At 72.7% G+C, this 20,910-nt stretch carries 20 protein-coding genes; 13 read left to right on the plus strand and 7 right to left on the minus strand.

All coding sequences use genetic code 11. The features are described from left to right. Positions 1 to 109 precede the first annotated feature (109 nt). The 4 genes from D1J63_RS24245 (at position 110) to D1J63_RS24260 (ending at position 3,473) form a co-directional block, all read left to right on the plus strand. On the plus strand, positions 110 to 643 hold the full coding sequence (locus D1J63_RS24245) for a PadR family transcriptional regulator (RefSeq protein WP_125631624.1): 534 nt from the start codon (positions 110 to 112) through the stop codon (positions 641 to 643). Beyond that, positions 640 to 1,353: an ABC transporter ATP-binding protein gene (locus D1J63_RS24250; protein WP_125631626.1), complete on the plus strand. Its 714-nt coding sequence runs from the start codon at positions 640 to 642 to the stop codon at positions 1,351 to 1,353. Before D1J63_RS24245 ends, D1J63_RS24250 begins: the two co-directional genes overlap by 4 nt. Next, a complete protein-coding gene (locus D1J63_RS24255) occupies positions 1,350 to 2,711 on the plus strand; it encodes an FtsX-like permease family protein (RefSeq protein WP_125631628.1) in 1,362 nt (453 codons plus the stop codon). Before D1J63_RS24250 ends, D1J63_RS24255 begins: the two co-directional genes overlap by 4 nt. 105 nt (positions 2,712 to 2,816) lie before the next feature. After that, positions 2,817 to 3,473, plus strand: coding sequence for a class I SAM-dependent methyltransferase (locus tag D1J63_RS24260; RefSeq protein ID WP_125631630.1), 657 nt, complete (start codon positions 2,817 to 2,819; stop codon positions 3,471 to 3,473). Here the strand turns inward: D1J63_RS24260 and D1J63_RS24265 are convergent. Together D1J63_RS24265 and D1J63_RS24270 are read right to left on the minus strand one after the other, a co-directional pair. Further along, positions 3,446 to 3,658 carry a DUF397 domain-containing protein gene (locus tag D1J63_RS24265; RefSeq protein ID WP_102931275.1) on the minus strand — a complete coding sequence of 71 codons (213 nt, stop codon included), beginning with the start codon at positions 3,656 to 3,658 and terminating at the stop codon, positions 3,446 to 3,448. The genes D1J63_RS24260 and D1J63_RS24265 overlap by 28 nt on opposite strands. Next, positions 3,658 to 4,542, minus strand: a complete 885-nt coding sequence (locus tag D1J63_RS24270; RefSeq protein WP_241235601.1) for a helix-turn-helix transcriptional regulator — start codon at positions 4,540 to 4,542, stop codon at positions 3,658 to 3,660. Before D1J63_RS24270 ends, D1J63_RS24265 begins: the two co-directional genes overlap by 1 nt. A gap of 156 nt (positions 4,543 to 4,698) precedes the next feature. Here D1J63_RS24270 and D1J63_RS24275 point away from each other — a divergent pair, with 156 nt between their 5' ends. Continuing rightward, positions 4,699 to 5,148: an ATP-binding protein gene (locus D1J63_RS24275; protein WP_125631632.1), complete on the plus strand. Its 450-nt coding sequence runs from the start codon at positions 4,699 to 4,701 to the stop codon at positions 5,146 to 5,148. Continuing rightward, positions 5,145 to 5,657: a Uma2 family endonuclease gene (locus D1J63_RS24280; protein ID WP_241235602.1), complete on the plus strand. Its 513-nt coding sequence runs from the start codon at positions 5,145 to 5,147 to the stop codon at positions 5,655 to 5,657. Before D1J63_RS24275 ends, D1J63_RS24280 begins: the two co-directional genes overlap by 4 nt. 38 nt (positions 5,658 to 5,695) lie before the next feature. Here D1J63_RS24280 and D1J63_RS24285 read toward each other — a convergent pair whose 3' ends face one another. Further along, entirely contained in the window at positions 5,696 to 6,232 is a 537-nt protein-coding gene (locus D1J63_RS24285; protein ID WP_061444733.1) for an HNH endonuclease, read from the minus strand. A 256-nt stretch (positions 6,233 to 6,488) separates the two neighbouring features. Between D1J63_RS24285 and D1J63_RS24290 the strand changes: the two genes are divergently transcribed. After that, positions 6,489 to 7,673: a mechanosensitive ion channel family protein gene (locus tag D1J63_RS24290; RefSeq protein ID WP_232250395.1), complete on the plus strand. Its 1,185-nt coding sequence runs from the start codon at positions 6,489 to 6,491 to the stop codon at positions 7,671 to 7,673. Positions 7,674 to 7,692: 19 nt separating this feature from the next. On the opposite strand, the gene D1J63_RS24295 is transcribed toward D1J63_RS24290, so the two are convergent. Continuing rightward, complete coding sequence (locus D1J63_RS24295) at positions 7,693 to 8,193, minus strand: MarR family transcriptional regulator (protein WP_061444734.1); 501 nt, start codon at positions 8,191 to 8,193, stop codon at positions 7,693 to 7,695. 144 nt (positions 8,194 to 8,337) lie between these two features. On the opposite strand from D1J63_RS24295, the gene D1J63_RS24300 reads away from it, so the two are divergent. Genes D1J63_RS24300 through D1J63_RS24310 form a run of 3 tightly spaced genes read left to right on the plus strand, consistent with a single transcriptional unit; the run spans position 8,338 to position 11,192 of the window. Then, a complete protein-coding gene (locus tag D1J63_RS24300; RefSeq protein ID WP_125631636.1) occupies positions 8,338 to 9,288 on the plus strand; it encodes an EamA family transporter in 951 nt (316 codons plus the stop codon). A gap of 33 nt (positions 9,289 to 9,321) precedes the next feature. Further along, a complete protein-coding gene (locus tag D1J63_RS24305) occupies positions 9,322 to 10,257 on the plus strand; it encodes a DMT family transporter (protein WP_125631638.1) in 936 nt (311 codons plus the stop codon). Between the two features lie 29 nt (positions 10,258 to 10,286). Continuing rightward, positions 10,287 to 11,192: a LysR family transcriptional regulator gene (locus D1J63_RS24310; RefSeq protein ID WP_125631640.1), complete on the plus strand. Its 906-nt coding sequence runs from the start codon at positions 10,287 to 10,289 to the stop codon at positions 11,190 to 11,192. Between the two features lie 198 nt (positions 11,193 to 11,390). Here the strand turns inward: D1J63_RS24310 and pepN are convergent, their stop codons facing one another. After that, complete coding sequence (gene pepN, locus D1J63_RS24315) at positions 11,391 to 13,964, minus strand: aminopeptidase N (protein ID WP_125631642.1); 2,574 nt, start codon at positions 13,962 to 13,964, stop codon at positions 11,391 to 11,393. A gap of 113 nt (positions 13,965 to 14,077) precedes the next feature. Between pepN and D1J63_RS24320 the strand changes: the two genes are divergently transcribed. Next, positions 14,078 to 14,554 (plus strand): DUF1203 domain-containing protein, encoded by a 477-nt coding sequence (locus D1J63_RS24320; RefSeq protein ID WP_125631644.1) that lies wholly within the window; start codon positions 14,078 to 14,080, stop codon positions 14,552 to 14,554. A 9-nt stretch (positions 14,555 to 14,563) separates the two neighbouring features. Here the strand turns inward: D1J63_RS24320 and D1J63_RS24325 are convergent, their stop codons facing one another. After that, positions 14,564 to 15,580 carry an aspartate-semialdehyde dehydrogenase gene (locus tag D1J63_RS24325; protein ID WP_125631646.1) on the minus strand — a complete coding sequence of 339 codons (1,017 nt, stop codon included), beginning with the start codon at positions 15,578 to 15,580 and terminating at the stop codon, positions 14,564 to 14,566. A gap of 349 nt (positions 15,581 to 15,929) precedes the next feature. Between D1J63_RS24325 and D1J63_RS24330 the strand changes: the two genes are divergently transcribed. After that, entirely contained in the window at positions 15,930 to 16,466 is a 537-nt protein-coding gene (locus D1J63_RS24330) for a sigma-70 family RNA polymerase sigma factor (RefSeq protein WP_007449855.1), read from the plus strand. Position 16,467: 1 nt separating this feature from the next. Further along, positions 16,468 to 17,202 (plus strand): hypothetical protein, encoded by a 735-nt coding sequence (locus D1J63_RS24335; protein WP_125631648.1) that lies wholly within the window; start codon positions 16,468 to 16,470, stop codon positions 17,200 to 17,202. A 136-nt stretch (positions 17,203 to 17,338) separates the two neighbouring features. Here the strand turns inward: D1J63_RS24335 and D1J63_RS24340 are convergent, their stop codons facing one another. Further along, positions 17,339 to 20,638 (minus strand): S8 family serine peptidase, encoded by a 3,300-nt coding sequence (locus D1J63_RS24340; protein ID WP_125631650.1) that lies wholly within the window; start codon positions 20,636 to 20,638, stop codon positions 17,339 to 17,341. Positions 20,639 to 20,910: the final 272 nt, after the last annotated feature.

Consider the following 20,910-nt stretch of genomic DNA (forward strand, 5'->3'; position numbering starts at 1 on the left):
ACCTAACCCGAGCGCGGATCGCCCAAACCGGTCACGTACGCACGCCGCTCCCCGCTAGATCCTCTTCAGCTATTCACTCAGTACATGTACTCAGTGAATACTGAACCTCATGAGCACCCGTCACATCCTCCTGGGGCTGCTCGCTTCGGGGCCGAGCCACGGCTACGACCTCAAGCGGCGGCACGACGAACGCTTCCCCCAGGCCCGCCCGCTGGCGTACGGGCAGGTCTACACGACGCTGCAGCGCCTGGTACGGGACGGACTCGCCGAGGTCGACGGCACCGCCTCGGACGGCGGCCCGGAGCGGACCGCGTACCGCGCCACGGACGAGGGGGCGCGCGAACTGGAGCGCTGGGCGGGCGAGATCGCGGCGCCCGCACCCTTCGTGACGAACGAGATCTTCGCCAAGGTCGTCGTCTCGATCCTCACCGGCGGCGACGCGGGCGCCTATCTGCTGGCCCAGCGTGCCGCGCACATGGGCCGGATGCGGGAGCTCACGGCGGTCAAGACGGCCCCGGGCGCGGATCTCACCACCGTGCTCTCGGCCGACTACGCCCTCAACCACCTCGACGCCGACCTCCGTTGGATGACGACCACGGCGGCCCGGCTCACCACCCTGACCACGGAGGTCCGTACCGCATGACACACGGGGACACGGCCACGCACGGCACCGCGGCGCCGCCGCTGCTCACGGCCCGCGACCTGGTGAAGGCGCACGGCAGGACCGAGGCCCTGCGCGGCGCCTGTCTCGACCTGCGGGCCGGGGAGATCCTGGCCGTCACCGGGGCCAGCGGCAGCGGGAAGTCGACGCTGCTGCACTGTCTGGCCGGGATCGTGCGCCCGGACGCCGGTTCGGTGACGTACGGCGGCCTGCGGCTGGAGGAACTGCCGGAGAAGCGGCTGAGCGAGCTGCGCCGCACCGACTTCGGCGTGGTCTTCCAGTTCGGGCAGCTGATCCCGGAGCTGACGGCGGTGGACAACGTGGCCCTGCCGCTGCTGCTGGCCGGCACCCCCCGCGCCGAGGCCCGGGCGCGGGCCGGGGAGTGGCTGGAGCGGTTCGGGGTGCGCGGGCAGGAGGAGTTGCGGCCGGGTGAGATGAGCGGCGGGCAGGCCCAGCGGGCGGCGCTGGCCCGCGCGCTGGTCACCGGGCCGAAGGCGGTGTTCGCGGACGAGCCGACCGGCGCGCTGGACTCGCTGGCGACCGAGCAGGTGATGACGGCGCTGGCGCACACGGCCCGGGATTCGGGCACGGCGGTGCTGCTGGTCACGCACGACGCCCAGGTGGCCGCGTACGCGGACCGCGAGGTCCGGCTGCGGGACGGTGCCGTGTCGCCGCTGGAGGTGACGGCGTGACCACGCTGACCACGGACGTCCGGCTGGCCCGGCAGCTCGTGCACGGCTCGGACCGCCGGGAGTGGTGGCGGATCGCGCTGACGGCGGCCGGCGCGGCGGCGGCGACGGGCTTCGCGCTGGCGGCGGTCACGCTCGCGTCGGTCCCCTCCGGCTACACCGTCTCCCACTTCCACGGCCTGCTGTCCGGCTCCGGCACCCGTGGCGGGGTCATCAGCGGTCTGCTCCTGCTGCTGGTCCCGGTGCTGGCCTTCCTGGGCCAGTGCACCCGGATCGGCGCGGTGCACCGCGACCGACGGCTGGCCGGGCTGCGGCTGGCCGGGGCGACGCCGTGGCAGGTGCGCCGGATCGCCGCGCTGGAGACCGGGCTCGCCTGCCTGCTGGGCTCGGCGGTGGCCACGGTCTTCTCCGTCCTGTCCGTCCTGCGCCTGTGGAGCGGACCCACGGCCGCGACCTGGGTGGGCTTCGCTCTGGTCGCCGTCGGCGTACCGGCGCTGGGCGCGGTGGCCGGCGCGGTGGCGCTGCGCCGGGTGGTGGCCTCCCCGCTGGGTCGGGTCCGCCGGGCCGTGCTGCGGACCGGGCGCGGACCGGGCCTGTTGTTCCTGAGCGGACTGGCGGCACTGGTCGCAGTGGCGCCGCTCGCGATGAACAGGGGCCATGTCGCGGGCAACCGCTTCGACTGGCGCACCCCGTTGACCGTCTTCTGCCTCGTCGTCGCGCTGGGCGCGGGTGTGGTGTGGCTGTCCGGGGCCACGGCCCGGCTCACCGGCCGCCTGCTCGCCGAGCGGGCCCGTACGGCGGCGACCCTGATCGCGGCGGAGCGACTGCGCGACGACCCGTGGGCCCCCGCCCGCACCCATGCCGCGGTCCTGCTGGTGACGGTCGCCGGCACGGCGTTCCTGTGCGTCCGGCACGCCCTGCTCGCCGACCTGCACGCCACGGATCCGGACCACCGCCCCGCCGACCTGGCGTACTACACGACGGGCCTGAACCTGACCGGCGCGGCCGTACTCGTCGCCCTGGCGATCACCCTGTCCGGCCTCGCCGTGGGCACCGCCGAGTCCCTGACCACCCGCCGCCGCGCCCTGGCCGCCCAGGTCGCCGCCGGCGTCCCCCACCCGGTCCTGGGCCGCGCCCTCCTCCTGGAAACCGCCCTCCCCCTGGCCCCCGCCCTGCTGCTGGCCGGCGCCGGAGGCATGGCGATCGGCACCTGGTACGCGACCCTCACCAGCGACGGCTCCCTCCCGTGGACGGCCCTCCTGGTGGCCCCGGCGGTGTACACGTCCTGCCTGCTCGCCTCGGCAACGGCCCTACCGCTGCTGAACCGCTCGGTGCGGCCGGGGGAGCTGCGGTACGTATGAGGTTCCCGGCGTGAGCGTTCGGCGGGCGACCGCCATCGGGTGCTCACGTTCTTCAGGACGAGGGCGCCGGGGCCAGGACACAGGACGGACCTCACAAGGAAGCGCATGACGTCACTGCCGCACCGGATCCTCCAGGCGCTCGACCGGTTCAACGCCGCTCACCCCTGGGACCACAACGCCCACTACCACCGCTGGATCCTGCGGCAGCTCCCCCGCCGGTTCGGCAGCGCGCTGGACGTCGGTTGCGGCACCGGCGACCTGGCCCGTCTGCTCGCCACCCGCGCCGACGAGGTCCACGGCGTCGACTCCGACCCCGTGATCGTCTCGCGGGCCCGCAGGCTGACCCCGGAGGCGACGGCGGCGTCCTTCACCGTCGCGGACGCCCCGACCGGACTCCCCGCCGGACCCCACGACGTCATCACCTGCGTCGCCACCCTCCACCACCTGCCGTTCGCCGACGCCCTCGACACCTTCCGCAGGCACCTGGCCCCCGGCGGCACCCTGGTCGTCGTCGGCCTCTTCCGACCGAGGACCGCCACGGACCACTCGCTCGGCGCTGCCGCCGTCCTCCCCAATGCCGCCATCGGATGGCTCAAGAACAGGGGCCGGGCCGCCGCCCCGCCCCCCTCGATGACCGCCCGGACCCGCCCAGCCGACCTGACCTTCCCCGACATCGCCGCGCAGGCCCAATCCCTCCTGCCCGGCGCCCGACTGCGCCGGCGCCTCTTCTGGCGCTACACCCTCACCTGGCGCCGCCCCTGAGCGGCCTGCCGGCCCAACTCCCCCGCGAACCTCGCCCACGCCTGCGGCGCGAGGCGGAGTATCGGTCCGTCGGCAGCGTCCTTGGAGTCACGGACGGCCACGGCCCCGGGCACGTTGAGGGCAACCTCGACGCATTCGCCGCTTCCGCTGCTGTAGCTGGACTTCACGAAGTCGAAGCCGTTCATCAATGCATGTCCTCGCTGATGTTTTCGATCAGTCTGAGCGAGTCCTTGGGCGCCAGGCTCAGTCGTGCGGTGCGGTCGAAGAACGAACTGTACGTAGCGCTTTCGGCCTCGTCCTCGACCCACACGGTAGCCGCGATGGTGTCGACGTGGACCACGTCGACCGCCTCCGGCTCGACGAACGAGACGATGCTGAAGGCACCGGCCATACAAGCGTGTCCGCCTGCCCGAAACGGCAGCACCTGGAGCCGCACGTTGGGGAGTTGAGCGAGTTCCAGGATGCGGTGAAGCTGCGCGCGCATCACGTCGGGGCCGCCGACCTGCTGCCGTAGGGCGGCCTCCCAGACGACCGCGTAGAACTGAAGGGGATGGCTGCCCTCAAGACGTTCCTGCCGCTTCATCCGGACGTCGACGACGCCCTCGATCTCGTCCGGGTCCGTCCAGACCCCTTCGCTGACCACCAAGGCCCGTGTGTACTCAGGCGTTTGGAGCAGCCCAGGCACGAACGCCTGCTGCCAAGTGCGGACCCCACCGGCCACGTCTTCCATGGAGATGTACTCCGCCACCGCCTCGGCCTGCGGCGACTGCTTCCACCAGCCCTTCGCCTTACGGCGTTCCCGGTCCAGCCGGGCAAGGCCGAGCAGCCGGTTGACGGTCCGGCCTTCACGTACCCCGTAGAACTCACAGAGCGCGCGGATGTCCGGGTCCCGCATAGGCACCCAGCCACGCTCCATCTTCACGACCTTCGTCGCGGTCGCGGAGATGGCACCAGCCGCCTGCTGTTGCGTACGGCCCGACCCGTCGCGCAGACGCAGCAGTTCGGCACCCAGCTTGCGGCCCAGAACCGTCGAGATCCGGTTTCCTGCGGCCTGAGTTGATCGCGTCACCCGCCACAGTGTGGCGCCGTTCCCCCATCACGTCGAACTCTGGGGAATTAATTCCCTGAAGCGATTGCCCCCAGAAGCCGCAGCGCACTACTTTGAGTACTCGGTCGCCTACTCTGCGGCCCGCCCTTCGCTCCCCCCACCTGGAGGCACCGCCCCATGACAGAACCCGTGCCCTTGTCACCGCCCACACCGCCCCTCCACGAAGACCTGCTCGACTACACCCCCATCCAGCGCAGCGTCCCCCTCGCCCGGCGCAGAGCCGCACGGCTCCTCGCGGAGTGGGGGCAGCCGGGACTTGCGGGCGACGCCGCTCTCGTCGTGTCGGAGCTGATGACCAACGCCCTGCTGCACGGCAGCCTCCGGGGACGGCTCATCCGCGTACACGTCACCCTCGGTCACCGGACCCTCCGTATCGAGGTGAGTGACCCGCGCGGTGAACGGCTGCCGCGCCCGCGTCCCGTCTCGGATGCCGATGAGCAGTTCGGGCGCGGACTCTTACTGGTGGGGGCGCTGGCCACGCGGTGGGGCTGGGAGCCGCGGAGCATCGGCAAGACCGTGTACGCCGAGTGGGACCTGCCGACTCCCGCAGTGGTGGTGGTCACGTGAGGGAGGAGGCCCGGCTGGAGTTCATCGGTGGACGCCTCGGCCGGAAAGTCTGGCCCGACGGATCCCGGGGATGCGTCATCCAGTGGCTCACGCGGAGCTGCCTGTCGCAGCGCCCCGAGCTGTGGCTCGACTCCCGGCAGGGACTGGGCGTCGGGCGGCACCGCGAGGGCCGCGCCCGTCCCGACGGTTCGCTCGTCCCCAGTCACGCCTTCGCCGGGGCGGGCGAATGGGCCGACCCCGCCCCCGTCCTCATGGTCGTCGAGGTCACCTCGTACGACTCGGACACCGACCGGCGCGACCGCGTCGACAAGCCACGGGCCTACGCTGAGACCGGCATCCCGGTGTATCTGCTCGTCGACCGGGACACCTGCGAGGTCAAGGTGCACAGCCGCCCGGACGGGGGACGGTACGAGACCGTGCAGACGCTGCCCTTCGGCAAGGAGGTCGTCCTGCCCGAGCCGGTCGGGATCAGCCTGGACACCGAGCCGCTGAAGAACTGGGTGCGCTGATCCGGAGCAGGGCAGCGCGCAAGCGGAGGCCCGGACCGTCAGGCGGAAATGCCGTCGATCCGGGCCATGGCGTCCTCCGCGCCGTACGGCTGCAAGTACGGCAACCAGCGCGGGTCCCGGTGCCCCGTGCCGATGATGCGCCAGGCCAGTCCCGTCGGCGGGGCCGGTTTGTGGCGCAGGCGCCAGCCCAGTTCGACCAGGTGGCGGTCGGCCTTGACGTGGTTGCAGCGGCGGCAGGACGCCACCACGTTGTCCCACGCGTGCAGGCCCCCGCGGCTGCGCGGGATGACGTGGTCGACGCTGGTGGCGACGGCGCCGCAGTACATGCAGCGGCCTCCGTCGCGGGCGAACAGGGCGCGGCGGGTGAGCGGGACGGGGCCCCGGTAGGGCACGCGTACGAAGCGCTTGAGCCGGACCACGCTGGGTGCGGGCACGGTGACGGTCGCGCTGTGCAGATAGGCGCCGGACTCCTCGAGGCACACGGCCTTGTTCTCCAGGACGAGGACGAGCGCGCGGCGGAGCGGTACGACGCCGAGTGGCTCGTACGACGCGTTGAGGACCAGGACATGCGGCACGGGTGCCTCCTTGGGCGTCGGCGGCGCGTGGCTCGCGCCGGGACGATCTGGTTCAGTCTCCCCTCATGGCTGGTCGTAGCGCCACCATGTCCCGGTAACGGGCTGGAAGTGTTTTCGACCACATGGGCCGCCGGGGCGCGAGCGTGACCAGTCCGAGCGCGGGTGAGCAGGGTCTCGCCCGCCCGTTTCGGGCCGAACCGTGTCCGGTGCCCCGTTAGTGTGGTGCATCTGCCCGTCCGGTGACCTTTCCGTGACCTTGGACCGGACCTCGGACCGGACCGCGCAGGACGGGCCGCCGCACCTGGAGGTTTCCGCCGTGTCCCTGTCCGCCGCCGTCCTGCCCCTGCTGGCCGCCGGTTCGTCGTCCGCGTCGTCTGCGTCGTCGCCTTCGCCGTCTCCGACCCCGTCGGCGCCGACCGTGCCCTCGCTGCGGGAGGCCCACGAGAGCGCGACGAACGCCGCGGGCTGGGTCGAGGAGAACTGGTCGACGTGGCTCGCGATCGGGCTGCGGGTGCTGCTGATCCTGGTGATCGCGGTCGTGCTGCGCGCGGTGGTGCGGCGGGCGATCACCAAGCTGATAGAGCGGATGAACCGCAGGGGCGGGGCGTCCGGCGGCACCGCGCTGAGCGGGCTGCTGGTCAACGCCGAGCGGCGCAGGCAGCGCTCCGAGGCGATCGGGTCCGTCCTGCGCTCGGTGGCGAGCTTCCTCATCCTGGGCACGGCGGCCCTGATGGTGCTCGGCACCTTCCAGATCAACCTGGCCCCGCTGCTGGCCTCCGCCGGTGTCGCGGGCGTCGCGATCGGCTTCGGCGCCCGCAACCTGGTCACCGACTTCCTGTCCGGCGTCTTCATGATCCTGGAGGACCAGTACGGCGTCGGCGACAGCATCGACGCGGGCGTGGCCTCCGGCGAGGTCATCGAGGTCGGGCTGCGGGTGACCAAGCTGCGCGGCGCCGACGGCGAGATCTGGTACGTCCGCAACGGCGAGGTCAAGCGCATCGGCAACCTCTCCCAGGGCTGGTCCACCGCCGGCGTCGACGTGACCGTCCGCTCCGACGAGGACCTGGACAAGGTGAAGGAGACCCTCACCGCGGTCGGCGAGCGGATGAGCAAGGAAGAGCCCTGGAACGAGATGCTCTGGGGCCCGATCGAGACCCTCGGCCTGGACTCCGTGCTGCTCGACTCCATGGTGGTGCGGGTCTCCGCGAAGACCATGCCCGGCAAGGCCCTCACCGTCGAGCGCGAGCTGCGCTGGCGGATCAAGCGGGCCTTCGACGCGGCCGGCATCGCCATCGTCGGCGGCGCCACCGTCCCGCTGGAGGGCGCCCCGGCCGCCGCCGACCCCACGGCGGGCGTCGCGGCGCCGTCGGCCTACGCGAGCACCGTGTCGCCGCAGTCCATCGCGGCGTCCCCCATTCCGCCGCCCAGCACCAGCAAGTAACCCCTCGCCTTCCCGCCGCCTACCTCTCGGTACCGGCAAGGAGCTCCCGCAGCAGGTCGGCCAGTTGACCGGCTCGTTCCGGGGCGAGGGAGGACAGTGCCTCGGTCTGGGCGGCGAGGCCCGCGCCGACCGCCTCGTCGATCAGCTCCAGTCCCCGCTCGGTGAGGGTGACCTGCAGTCCCCGGCGGTCGTGCGGGTCGGGGGAGCGGCGCAGCAGTCCCGCCCGTTCCAGCTTGTCCAGCCGGCCGGTCATGCCGCCGGTGGTGAGCATGAGCGTGGCCGACAGCTGCCGGGGGGAGAGTGTGTACGGCTCGCCGGAGCGGCGCAGGGTGGCCAGGGCGTCGAACTCCCCGCGCGAGATGCCGAAGCGGGCGTACGCCTGTTCCATCCGGTCGCCCATGGCCCGCGCCAGCCGGAAGACCCGGCCGAACACCTCCATGCCCGCCGTGTCCAGGTCGGGCCGCACCACCGCCCACTGGTCGATGATCACGTCGACGGGGTCCTTGGGGTGCTCAGTCATGGGACGAGTATCGAGGTGATGCCGGTCGGCCGCAAGAAAGTAGCTTGACGGAAACTTGCTTAGAAGTAAGCTACTTTCAACCGAGCTTTTCGTGTCGGGTTCTGCCGGCCGAGTCGCTTCTCCCGTCCGCCGAAGGGTGCCCTCATGGCCGCCACCCGTCCCACCGTCATCGCGCTCACCGCCCTCGCCCCCGTCTCCTGGGGCAGCACCTACGCCGTGACCACCGAGTTCCTGCCGCCCGACCGGCCCCTGTTCACCGCGCTGGCGCGTGCCCTGCCCGCCGGTCTGCTGCTGCTCGCCCTCTCCCGCGTGCTGCCGCGCGGCGCCTGGTGGGTGAAGGCGGCAGTGCTGGGGGCGCTGAACATCGGAGCCTTCTTCCCGTTGCTGTTCCTCTCCGCCTACCGGATGCCGGGCGGCATGGCCGCCGTCGTCGGCTCGCTCGGCCCGCTCCTCGTCGTCGGGCTCTCGACGCTGCTGCTCGGCCAGAGGCCCACCGCCCGCTCCGTGCTCACCGGCGCCGTCGCCGCGTTCGGTGTCAGCCTGGTGGTGCTGGAGGCGGCCGGAACACTGGACGCGCTCGGCGTGCTCGCGGCGGTGGCCGCCACCGCGTCCATGTCCGCCGGCACCGTGCTCACCCAGCGCTGGGGCCGCCCCGACGGTGTCGGCCCGCTCGCCCTCACCTCCTGGCAGCTGACCGCGGGCGGCCTGCTGCTCGCCCCGCTCGCCCTCCTGGTCGAGGGCGCCCCGCCCGCCCTGGACGGCCCGGCGGTCGGCGGCTATCTCTACCTGGCGCTGGCCAACACCGCGCTGGCGTACTGGCTCTGGTTCCGCGGCATCGGCCGGCTCTCCGCCACCCAGGTCACCTTCCTCGGCCCGCTCTCGCCGCTGACCGCCGCCGTCATCGGCTGGGCGGTGCTCGGCGAGGCGCTCGGCCCGGTGCAGCTCGTGGGCATGGCGCTGGCGTTCGGAGCGACGCTGGCGGGGCAGCGGGCGCCGCGCGGGCGGAGGGGCGCGACGCACGTACCGTTCAGCCTTGCTTCAAAGAACGGTCGGAAAGATTCGATGGACCTGATGGGTCCGGCCCTGCGACGGTAGGCCCGCCAGGCCTCCGACCAGGAAAGGACCTTCGTGGCCACAGCCGCCCACCGGAACCCGACCCAGAGCGTCACCTCCCGAGAGGCCACCGCGACGCGGCCGACGGCGCCCGTCGCTCTCGGGCTCGCGCTCGCCGTCCTCGCCACCCTCGTCTGGTCCGGCAGCTTCGTCACCTCGCGGGCCCTCGGCGACAGCGTGCCGCCGGTCCAGCACGCGTTCTGGCGCTGGGTGGTGGCCCTCGCCGTCGTCGCCCCCTTCGGCGCGCGGCGGGCCTGGCGGCAGCGCGCGCTGATCCGGCGCCACCTCGGCTTCGTGGTCCTCGCCTCCCTGCTCGGTGTGACCGTCTACAACACGCTCGTCAACCAGGCCGGCGTCACCACCCCCGCCGCCAACATGGGCATGATCATGGCGGCGTCCCCCGTACTCATGGCCCTCTACGAACGCGCGGGCGGCGTCCGGCTCGGCGCCCGCCGGGTCGCCGGGCTGGTCATCGCCTGCGCGGGCGTCCTGCTGCTCGTCGGCGGTGACGGGGCGTCCTTCTCGGCCGGTGACCTGTGGATGATCGCCGCCGCCTGCTGCTTCGGGTCGTACAGCGCGCTGCTGCGCCGCAGGCCCGAGGGGCTGGACGGGGCGGGCTTCCTGTTCACCACGTTTCTCGTCGGCACCGTCCTGCTGCTGCCCGCGCAGGGCGTCAGCCTCGCCGTGCAGGGCGGCTTCGCCCCGACCCCGGACACCGTCTGGCCGCTCCTCTACGTCGGCGTCGCCTCCTCCGCCGTCGCCTTCTTCGCCTGGAACAAGGCGATCTCCCTGATCGGACCGACCCGCGCCGGGGTCGTCTACTACCTCCAGCCGGTGTGCGTCGCCCTGCTGTCCTGGGCCCTGCTCGCCGAACCGACGGGCTGGGCACAGGCGGGCTGCATGGCGCTGATCCTCGGCGGCGTCGTCCTCGGTGCGGGGGCCCGCCGGTAGGTTGCGGGGCCCGCCGGTAGGTTGCCGTCATGGCCGACTGGGACATCCGCAAGCTGCAGATCCTGCGCACGCTGCGCGAGCGGGGCACGGTGACCGCGACGGCCGAGGCGCTGCACATGACGCCGTCCGCCGTGTCCCAGCAGCTGACCAACCTCTCCAGACAGCTCGGCGTGGAGCTGCTCCGGGCGCACGGCAGAAGGGTGCGGCTGACGGACGCGGCCCGGCTGGTGCTGCGCCACGCCGAGGCGGTGTTCGAGCAGTTGGAGCGCGCCGACGCCGAACTGGCGGCGTACATCCGGGGCGAGGCCGGCGAGGTGCGGGTCGGTGCCTTCTCCACCGCCGTGCCCGCCCTCGTCGTACCGGCCGTCACCGCGCTGCGCGCCTCGCGCCCCGGCATCGCGGTGCGGGTGCGGGAGGCCGAGGCGCAGGAGGCGTACGAGCTGCTGGCCGCCGGGGAGGTGGACCTCGCGCTGTCGCTGGCCGCGCAGGCGCCGAGCGCCGTCGACCCGCGCTTCACCCGCGTCCCGCTGCTCGCCGACCCGCTCGACGTCGCGCTGCCCGGCGACCACCCGCTGGCCGGCGCGGAGCGGCTGCGGCTGGCCGACCTCGCCGCCGAACCGTGGATCTTCGGCGGCAGCGGACCCTGGTCCGACATCACCCGCGGCGCCTGCGAGGCCGCCGGGTTCCGGCCGCACCAGGGCCACGCGGCGGCCGGCTGGCCCGCGATCCTCGCCATGGTCGAGGCGGGCATGGGTGTCGCCCTGGTCCCGCGCATGGCGGCCGTCCCCCGCGACGGGGTGGTGATGCGCGAGCTGCGCGAGGACCGCCCCGTCCGGCACGTGGTCGCGGCCGTGCGCAGGGGCGCGGAGGAGGCCCCCGCGATCGCCACCGTCCTGACGGCCCTGCGGGCGGCGGCGGAGGATCGCGCCGCCTGACGTCGCACCGGGGTCCGGTACCGGAGCCCGCCGGGGGGGGGGGGCGGCATCGTGCGGCCACGCGGCGGAGCCGCCGTCGGTGCAGTCCCGCGCTTCTCGGTGCGTGCCCGCGCGCCTTCCGACAAGGCGCCGCCCGCGAGCGCGCGCAAAGGGGGCGCCCCGTGCGAGACCGGACGCCCCCTTCTCCGTACCGACCGCCTACTCGGCCGCCGCCGCGTCCGCCGCCTGGGCCTTCAGGGCGCGCTCCACGCCGGAGCGGGACTCCGAGACCAGCCGGCGCAGGGCCGCGTTCGGCTCGGCGGAGGCCAGCCACGCGTCCGTGCGGTCCAGGGTGTCCTGCGACACCTGCACCGCCGGGTACAGGCCGACCGCGATCTGCTGGGCCATCTCGTGCGAACGGGACTCCCAGACGTCCTTCAGCGCATCGAAGTACCGCTCCGTGTACGACGCCAGCAGCTCGCGCTGGTCGGTCTGGACGAAGCCGGCGATGACCGCCTCCTGAACGGCGTTCGGCAGCTTGTCGGACTCCACGACCGACTCCCAGGCCTCCGCCTTGGCCGCCTCGGTCGGGCGGGCCGCCCGCGCGGTGGCCGCGTGGCGCTCACCGGCGGCGGTCTTGTCCCGCTCGTACTCGGCCGCGATCTCCGACCCGCCGAACCGTCCCACGGCCGCGAGGCGCTGCACGAACGCCCAGCGCAGCTCCGTGTCGACCGCCAGGCCCTCGATCGTCTGCGTGCCGTCCAGCAGCGCGTCCAGCAGGTCCAGCTGCTCCGGCGTGCGCGCCGTCGCCGCGAAGGCCCGCGCCCACGCCAGCTGGTGGTCGCTGCCCGCCTCGGCGGCCCGCAGGTGGGCCAGCGTGGCCTCGGTCCAGCGGGTGAGCAGCGCCTCGCGGGCGGTGGGGGCGGCGTACTGGTCGATGGCCAGCTTCACCTGGCGGTGCAGCGACTGCACGACACCGATGTCGGACTCCTTGCCGATGCCGGACAGCACCAGCGACAGGTAGTCCCGGGTCGCCAGCTCCGCGTCCCGGGTCATGTCCCACGCCGACGCCCAGCACAGGGCGCGGGGGAGGGACTCGGTGAAGTCGCCCAGGTGCTCGGTGACCGCGGCCAGGGACTGCTCGTCCAGGCGGACCTTCGCGTACGACAGGTCGTCGTCGTTCAGGAGCAGCACCGCCGGGCGGGCCTTGCCGACCAGCTGCGGCACGGCCGTCAGCTCGCCCTCCACGTCCAGCTCGACCCGGTCACCGCGCACCAGCTTGCCGTCGCCGTCGAGGTCGTAGGCGCCGATCGCGATGCGGTGCGGGCGCAGGGTCGGCTCGCCCTTGGCCCCGGCGGGCAGCGCGGGGGCCTCCTGGCGGATGGCGAAGGAGGTGATGACGCCGTTGGCGTCGGTCTCGATCTCCGGGCGCAGCACGTTGATGCCGGCCGTCTCCAGCCACGCCTTCGACCAGGTCTTCAGGTCGCGCCCTGAGGTCTCCTCCAGCGCGCCCAGCAGGTCGGACAGGCGGGTGTTGCCGAACGCGTGCCGCTTGAAGTACGCCTGCACGCCCTTGAAGAACGCCTCTTCACCGACGTACGCCACGAGCTGCTTGAGGACGCTGGCGCCCTTGGCGTACGTGATGCCGTCGAAGTTGACGAGCACGTCGTCCAGGTCGCTGATGTCCGCCATGATCGGGTGCGTGGACGGCAGCTGGTCCTGCCGGTACGCCCAGGTTTTCATCTGGTTGGCGAACGTCGTCCACGAGTGCGGCCACTTCGAGCCCGGCGCGTCGGCCTGGCAGGCGGCCTCGGCGTAGGTGGCGAACGACTCGTTCAGCCACAGGTCGTTCCACCACTCCATGGTGACCAGGTCGCCGAACCACATGTGCGCCAGCTCGTGCAGGATCGTCGCCGCCCGCACCTCGTACGCGGCGTCCGTCACCTTGGAGCGGAACACGTACTGGTCGCGGATGGTCACCGCGCCCGCGTTCTCCATCGCGCCCGCGTTGAACTCCGGCACGAAGAGCTGGTCGTACTTCTTGAACGGGTACCGGTAGTCGAACTTCTCCTGGAACCAGTCGAAGCCCTGCCGGGTGACCTCGAAGATGGCGTCCGCGTCGAGGTGCTCGGCCAGCGAGGGACGGCAGTAGATGCCGAGCGGGACGGACTGGCCGTCCTTCTCGTACACGCTGTGCACCGAGTGGTACGGGCCGACGATCAGCGCCGTGATGTACGACGAGATGCGCGGGGTCGGCTCGAACTCCCAGACGTTGTCCTTCGGTTCGGGCGTCGGCGAGTTGGAGACGACCGTCCAGCCCTCGGGGGCCTTCACGGTGAACCGGAACGTCGCCTTCAGGTCCGGCTGCTCGAAGCTGGCGAAGACGCGGCGCGCGTCCGGCACCTCGAACTGGGTGTACAGGTACGCCTGGTCGTCCACCGGGTCGACGAACCGGTGCAGGCCCTCGCCGGTGTTGGTGTACGCGCAGTCGGCGACCACGCGCAGGACGTTGCGCCCCGGCAGCAGGCCCGGCAGGGCGATGCGGGAGTCCTGGAACACCTCGGCGGCATCGAGGGCGTCGCCGTTCAGCGTCACCTCGTGGACCGTCGGCGCGACCAGGTCGATGAAGGACTCGCCGCCGCCCTCGGCGACGTCGAAGCGCACCGTGGTCACGGACCGGTAGGTGCCGCCCTCCTGCGCGCCGGTGAGGTCGAGATCGATCTCGTACGAGTCAACGGTCAGCAGCGTCGCCCGCTGCCGCGCCTCTTCGCGAGTCAGGTTTGTGCCAGGCACGCGGTCATCTCCTCGTTATGTGTGGGTTGCGCCATCCTTCCACGTGGCCGGGACGGAACGCGATGTCCATTTCCCGCCGGTGCCCGGCGCGCCCGCGCGCGAGCCTGGATCCCATGAACGGCCACACCGCACACCCCATCCCGCCGGGCGTCCTCGAAGAGCTCCGCGCCACCGACGACGCGGGCCGCGTCCCCGCCCCCGTGACCGACGACGAGGGCGGCGCCCCGCTGCGCTGCTGCCTGCGCCACAGCCGCGCCGGTGAGCGCATCGCGCTCGTCTCCTACGCCCCGCTGCGCCGCCGGGCGGCGGCCACGGGTGCCGACCCGGGCCCGTACGACGAGCAGGGGCCGGTCTTCGTCCACGCCGAGGAGTGCGCGGGGCCGGAGACGGACGGCCTCCCCTTCACCAACTCGCACCGGGTCCTGCGCCGCTACTCCGCCCATGGGCACATCCTGGGCGGGCGGCTGATCGGGGACCCCGGCGCCTTCGGGTACGCCCTCCGGGAAGCGTTCGACGACCCGGCCGTGGCGTTCGTCCACGTCCGGGCCGTCGAGTACGGCTGCTTCCTCTACGAGGTCACCAGGGGCTAGGGGGCGGCGTCAGCCCTTCAGCTCCGCCGCCACCAGCTCCGCGATCTGCACCGCGTTCAGGGCCGCGCCCTTGCGCAGGTTGTCGTTGGAGACGAACAGGGCCAGGCCGTTGTCCACGGTCTCGTCCCGGCGGATCCGGCCCACGTACGACGGGTCCTGACCGGCCGCCTGGAGCGGGGTCGGCACCTCGGTGAGCGCCACGCCGGGGGCGCCGGCCAGCAGCTCCTTGGCGCGCTCCACGCTGAGCGGGCGGGCGAAACGGGCGTTGATCTGCAGGGAGTGGCCGCTGAAGACGGGCACGCGCACGCAGGTGCCGGACACCTTCAGCTCCGGGATCTCCAGGATCTTGCGGGATTCGTTGCGGAGCTTCTGCTCCTCGTCCGTCTCGTGCAGACCGTCCTCCACGATGGAGCCGGCCAGCGGCAGCACGTTGTACGCGATCGGCGCCACGTACTTCTCCGGCTTCGGGAACTCGGCGGCCGAACCGTCGTGGGTCAGCTTCGGGGCGTCCGCGCCGACCTTCTGGACCTGCTCGAACAGCTCGTCCACGCCGGCCAGGCCGGAGCCGGACACCGCCTGGTAGGTGGCGACGACGAGGGCTTCGAGGCCCGCCTCCGCGTGCAGCGGACGCAGCACCGGCATCGCGGCCATCGTGGTGCAGTTCGGGTTGGCGATGATGCCCTTGGGGCGGTCGGCGATCGCGTGCGGGTTCACCTCGGACACCACGAGCGGAACCTCGGGGTCGCGGCGCCACGCGGAGGAGTTGTCGATCACGACCGGGCCCTGCGAGGCGACCTTTTCGGCCAGTGCCTTGGAGGTGGCGCCGCCCGCCGAGAACAGCACGATGTCCAGGCCGGAGTAGTCGGCGGTGGCCGCGTCCTCCACCGTCACGCCGTCCAGCTCCTTGCCGGCGCTGCGCGCCGAGGCGAACAGGCGCAGCTCGGTGACCGGGAAGTCGCGCTCCGTGAGGATCCTGCGCATGACCGTGCCCACCTGACCGGTGGCTCCGACGATTCCGACCCTCACGGTGACTCCTTCTCCGTTTGTGCGCGTGTCTTCACGCGCGCTTTGCTCGGCCGAGACTTTTCCATCATGGGGCGAAGCCCGGCCCGCCTGTCCAATCCATTGCGCGGTGTGCCCGCACACTGGGACGCGGCCGCTCGGACATGGGGTGTGGTCCTTGCGCACGAACCCCGGCTGAGCTGCAGAAATTCCGTCGCCCCGCCCCCGCGCCGCAAGCTGTGCTGTTCCGCCCCTGCCCACCCCCTCCCGCCTCACACGGCGATGTGACGTACACCTCTCGCCGAAAGACGGCCGCCGGGGCGAACGTTTCGGGCTCCGCGCGCGTCGTAGGGGAAACGTGGCCGGGGGAGGAGTGGCTTTGCTGCGCAGAAGGGCCCGCCGCGGCCAGGGGGACGACGTACGCGACGACCCCCTGGACGCGGCTCAGGAACGCCGGGTGCGGGCGGTGCTCGCGCTGGGCGGGGTGCCGCAGGCGGACCTGCCGGACGGGGTGCAGCAGGTCCGCCTGCGGCTGCTGGAGCGGACGGCCAGTGGCCGCGAGGCGCCGCGCGACGTGTCCGCCTGGGCGGCGGTCGTCGCCTCCAACCTGGCCATGGACTGGCACCGGGCCAGGCGCCGCCAGGACCGGCTCGGGGAACGCCTGGCCGCGCTGCGCCAGACGGAGCACCCCCGGGACGAGGACACCAGCGTCCTGTCCCTCGCCGTCGCCCAGGGCCTGGACGAGCTGCCGGACGCCCAGCGCCAGGTCCTCGTCCTGCGCTTCTACGCCGATCTGCCGGTGCGCGGCATCGCCGAGGAGCTGGGCATCCCCGAGGGCACGGTCAAGAGCAGGCTGCACACGGCGGTACGGGCCCTGCGCGCCCGCCTGCACGAGGACGAGGTGGTGTGAGATGGCCGCCGAACAGCACCCCGGTGGGTACGACGCGCTGATGGCCGCGATCACGGGCGAGCCGCTGCCGCCGGACGCGGGCGCGGACGCCCGCGGCGAGCACCGGTCGGCGACGGCCGACGTGGCGCTGCTGCGCGAGCAGCTGCACCTGCTCGGCGACGCCCTGGGCGAGCCCGTCGTGCGAGAGCGCCCGACACCGGCGGCGTCACCGCCGCCCCGGCGCCGCCCCTTCCGTCTCGCCCTGGGCGTCCTCGCGGCGGCCTGCGCGGGGGTCGTGGTCACGGGCCTGGGCTGGCTGGTGGTGCAGAGCGGCAGCGGTGCCTCGCAGGACGCGGCGAGCGGCAGCGCGGCCGACAAGTCCGCGGTGCGGCCGTCGAGCCCGTCCGCGGGCCAGGAGGCCGCCGCGGTCTTCGGCACCCCCCGCTACCTGGCCTGCGCCCGTCTCGTCGCCGAGGGCACGGTGACCGCCGCCGATCCGGTGCCGGGCGCCGCACGGCACCGGATCACGCTCCGAGTGACGCACACCTACGCACCCGAGGAGAGCACCGGGACGGCGACGACGTTCGTCCTGGACGACGCCCTCGCCCGCCTCGCCCCCGGCGACCGGGTCCTCGTCGGCGTCCTGAGGGACCGCCCCACCGCCGACACGGTGATCACCGGCGACCGGAACATCGCCACCGCCCGCGCCCGGATCACCGCCTCCCTCCCCGAGTCCCGCACCCTCACCTGCGACTGACCCGGCCGGGGGCGAGCGAAAGGGGCGGGCGCCCGACACGGCGCGCCCGCCCCCTGGGGCCTGCCACCACATTCCCGCCTGCCCGGCGGGCGGACGACGGGAATGTGGCGGCAGGCCCCGCCCGTACCGCACCGGACTACGGCACGACCTTCCCGATCCGCACGCTGCCGAGGCCCGCGACCGTGCCGTGGGCGTTGACCAGCTGGACCCGGCCGAAGAACTCACGGCCCTCCGGGGCGGTGGCCAGGGCCGTGACGCTGCCCGTCACCGTCGCCGAGTCGCCCGTGCCGAGCCGCACCGTCGCCGCGTCGTCCACGGTGACCGAGCCGAGACCGGCGGAGAAGTACACGTCCCGGTAGTCGTACTCCGTGCTGCCCGACGGCACCGAGTAGCCCGCGACCTCGACGGTGTACGTACCGGCGGCCGGCTTCGCGATCGACACCGACTCCTCCGAGTCGCCGTCGGCGGACTGGGCGACGACGGCGCCGTCCCTGTAGACCGTCAGGTCCAGGTCGGCGGCCGCGTCGGAGACGCCCCCGATGGCGACGTCCAGCGACTCGGCGCCCTCGGGCACCTCGACCGTGGAGGTGGCCGTCTCGCCCTGCTCGATCGTCGGGCGGGAGGTCTCGGCCGAGCCGAGCGGGCCGCCGACCAGCTTGCCGTCGAGCGGGGCGTACTGGTTGGTCACCGTCCAGGAGGCGTCGGCCGGGGTGCCGGCCTTCGCCTCGGGCACGGTGACGACCTCCGGGTCGAAGGCCGCGCCGAGCACGGTGACGTCCAGCTTGTACGGGTTGTCGAGCAGCGGCGAGGTGCGCCGGGCCTCGACCTCGACCTCCCAGACGCCGGGCTGCGGGTCGGCGTACGCGCGCACGTCGGGGCGGCAGCCGTTGCCGTCGAGGTAGTTGTTGTAGCAGTACGGCGTGGAGGTGTTGTCGGACGGGACGCCGTAGGGGTGGATGGAGATGAACCGGGTCTGGCTCTCGCCCTTGAGGCCGCCGATCGCCACCTCCAGCGACTTCGCGCCCTCGGGGACGGTCACGAAGTACGACTCGGTGCTGTTGCGCTGCACCGAGCCCTTCGCGGAGAAGTCGTACTTCAGCGGGGCGGAGACGACGACCGTGGTCAGGATCTGCTGGTCGACGCCCTCGGTGCGCGGGTCGTCGACCTCCAGGATCGCGCTCTTGAGACCGGCGGAGCCGGGCCGCGCCTCGACCTTGACGGTGACCGGCTCGTTCAGCGGCAGGTACACGTCGTCCCGTCCGACGATCCGGAAGGTGTGCCCCGCGTTGTTCTCGAAGTCCAGCTCGTGCCGGAGCGCCCGGTCCGGGCCGGTGGTGCGGGTGAGCGTGATCTCGTAGGTCTTCTTCTGCCCGGCCTTCAGGCCGCCCTCGCGGTCGTACAGGCCGGTGCCGTGGCCCGGGGTCTCGAGGAACTGGTCGATCGCGGTGTCGACCGGCGCCTCGACCGTGTACTCGTGGGCGGTGGCGCCGTGCCGGATCGCCTTCCAGGCGCCGGGGATGTCGATGAGACCCGCGCCCTCCTCGTACGCCTGCACGCCCTTGATGTGGTCGGCGGTGGAGGTCAGCGCCGTGCGCAGCTTGGCCGGGGTCAGATCGATGCGGGCCTGCTTGGCCGCCGACAGGAGCAGCGCCGAAGCGCCGGCGGCCTGCGGGGAGGCCATTGACGTGCCCTGGAGCATGCCGTAACCGGCGGGCAGGTCGTAGCCCGACTCGGGGACCGGGGCGCCGGGCATCCAGGTCTGGATGGAGTTGACCGCGGCGCCGGGCGCGGTCAGCGTCGGCGTGAAGCCGCCGTCCTCACGCGGGCCGCGCGAGGAGAACGGCATCATCTGGTACTTGGTCTTCACCTGGGAGCCGTAGTTGGCGGCCCAGGTCTCGCGCGAGATGGACGCGCCGACCGAGATCACCTTGTCGGCGAGCCCGGGGTCGCCGATGGTGTTGGCGCCGGGGCCGGAGTTGCCCGCGGAGATGACGAGCTGCACGCCGTAGGTGTCGATGAGCCGCGTGTACAGCTCGGCGCGGGCGTTGTTGCCGTCGTTGAGGGCGGGCAGGCCGCCGATCGACATGTTGACGATGTCGACGCCCCGGTCGACGACGAGGTCGATCATGCCCTCGGTCAGCGCGACGTTGGTGCAGCCGCCGCTCCACGTGCACGCGCGGGACGACACCATCTTCGCGCCGGGCGCGGCACCGTCCATGCGTCCGCCGAACAGCCCGTTGGCGGCGGCGAGTCCGGCGACATGGGTGCCGTGCTCGGACTCGATGACGCCGATGTTGACGAAGTCGGCCTTGGCGCCGGCGGAGTTGTAGACGACGTCCTTGCGGATCTCGACCACGAAGGGCTGGCGCTCGGCCACGTCCGTCTTCGGGTCGTCGGTGCCGAAGTACCCGACCTGGAAACCGTCCTTGTACGGCTTCATCGGGGTGTCGTCGGAGAAGTCGTGGTTGTTGTTCAGGTCGACGCGGACCGTGCCGGCCTCGGCGTCGTACAGCACGCCCCAGGAGTCGGTGGTGTCGCCGTCCCGGTTGGCGTCGCCCGCCGCGTCGCCGCCGGTGGTGTACGACTCCAGGAAGGTGCTGACCCGGTACGAGCCCGCGGGCGCCGTCCAGGTCTGCCCGCCGTAGGTGAAGGTGGGGCCGGAGACGGAGGTGGTCATCGGGCGCCAGGTGCGGTCGCCGTCGACGACCGGGTCGGTGGCGGTGACCCAGTCGACGATCTTGCGCTCGCCGGTGGTGGTCTTCTGCAGCGCCGGGTGGCCGAGGTCGACGCCGGAGTCGAGGATGCCGATGGTGACCCCGCGGCCGTCCGCCTTCGGGTGCTGCTTCACGAAGTCGACGGCGCCCGTCTCGAAGGACGGGTTGTACGGGTTCTTCGCCGGGGTCCAGCGGTTCGGGCCGCGGTAGTGGTCGCGGCTCTTGTGCGACGCGCCGCCCTTCGCCATGTCCGCGCTCGGCGTCGGGTCGTCCAGCGGGATCTCGTCGCGCAGGTCGATGCCGTGCACCGAGGAGAGCTTCGCGGCGGCCGCGATGGCCGAGTCCGCCTTGGCGGTCGGGACGGTGGCGCGGACGTAGCCCAGCTCGTCGTAGGTGCGGCCGACGGTGCCGCCGGCGACCGCGTCCAGCTCCTTCGCCACCTGCTCGGTCCGGCCCGGCGCGGTGGCGACCATCATCGTGACGTTCTTCTCGCCGTCGGCCTTCGCCTCGGCGAGCAGGTCCGCGTCGTGGGAACCGAGCTTGTCGTGGGCGGACTTGACGGCGGTGTCGACGGGCGGCGCGGTCGTCGCCGGTCCGTCGGCGGCGAGGGCCACGGGCACGGGCCCGACCGCCGCGAGCGCGGCGACCAGGCCCGTGGCCAGGACGATCCGCGCCGCGCGTCTGGCGCCCGGTATCGGTTCCCGCTGGGGGGTGTGGGTCATCGGCATCCCTTGAAGAGGAAGGAACGTGCGGATCGACCGGTACCGATCGGTCCCGGCCGAAACGGTCCGGAATCCGATCCCGGACGACCGCTCAGCCTTACGCAACGGAACGCCGTTTGGGGAGAGTTGTCCGGGACGGGATGGAGTGATGGCGTACTTCCGCCATACGCCACCACGGACACAAGGGGCGGCCGGTGACAACCCTGACGCAGGAGGGCCGAAATGTGCTCAACCGTCCCCGACCCCGGCAACCTTCCCACCATCCACCCGGT

The organism is Streptomyces sp. KPB2, assembly GCF_003950055.1.
GTDB classification, from domain to species: Bacteria; Actinomycetota; Actinomycetes; order Streptomycetales; family Streptomycetaceae; genus Streptomyces; species Streptomyces salinarius.

Excerpts from the sequence above, each read along its gene's own strand:
- D1J63_RS24295 (WP_061444734.1), bottom strand. The coding sequence starts at position 8,193 with ATGACTGAGCACCCCAAGGACCCCGTCGACGTGATCATCGACCAGTGG.
- D1J63_RS24265 (WP_102931275.1), bottom strand. The coding sequence starts at position 3,658 with ATGAACGGCTTCGACTTCGTGAAGTCCAGCTACAGCAGCGGAAGCGGC.
- D1J63_RS24250 (WP_125631626.1), top strand. The coding sequence starts at position 640 with ATGACACACGGGGACACGGCCACGCACGGCACCGCGGCGCCGCCGCTG.
- D1J63_RS24245 (WP_125631624.1), top strand. The coding sequence starts at position 110 with ATGAGCACCCGTCACATCCTCCTGGGGCTGCTCGCTTCGGGGCCGAGC.
- D1J63_RS24320 (WP_125631644.1), top strand. The coding sequence starts at position 14,078 with ATGAACGGCCACACCGCACACCCCATCCCGCCGGGCGTCCTCGAAGAG.
- D1J63_RS24260 (WP_125631630.1), top strand. The coding sequence starts at position 2,817 with ATGACGTCACTGCCGCACCGGATCCTCCAGGCGCTCGACCGGTTCAAC.
- D1J63_RS24340 (WP_125631650.1), bottom strand. The coding sequence starts at position 20,638 with ATGACCCACACCCCCCAGCGGGAACCGATACCGGGCGCCAGACGCGCG.
- D1J63_RS24335 (WP_125631648.1), top strand. The coding sequence starts at position 16,468 with ATGGCCGCCGAACAGCACCCCGGTGGGTACGACGCGCTGATGGCCGCG.
- D1J63_RS24310 (WP_125631640.1), top strand. The coding sequence starts at position 10,287 with ATGGCCGACTGGGACATCCGCAAGCTGCAGATCCTGCGCACGCTGCGC.
- D1J63_RS24275 (WP_125631632.1), top strand. The coding sequence starts at position 4,699 with ATGACAGAACCCGTGCCCTTGTCACCGCCCACACCGCCCCTCCACGAA.
- D1J63_RS24300 (WP_125631636.1), top strand. The coding sequence starts at position 8,338 with ATGGCCGCCACCCGTCCCACCGTCATCGCGCTCACCGCCCTCGCCCCC.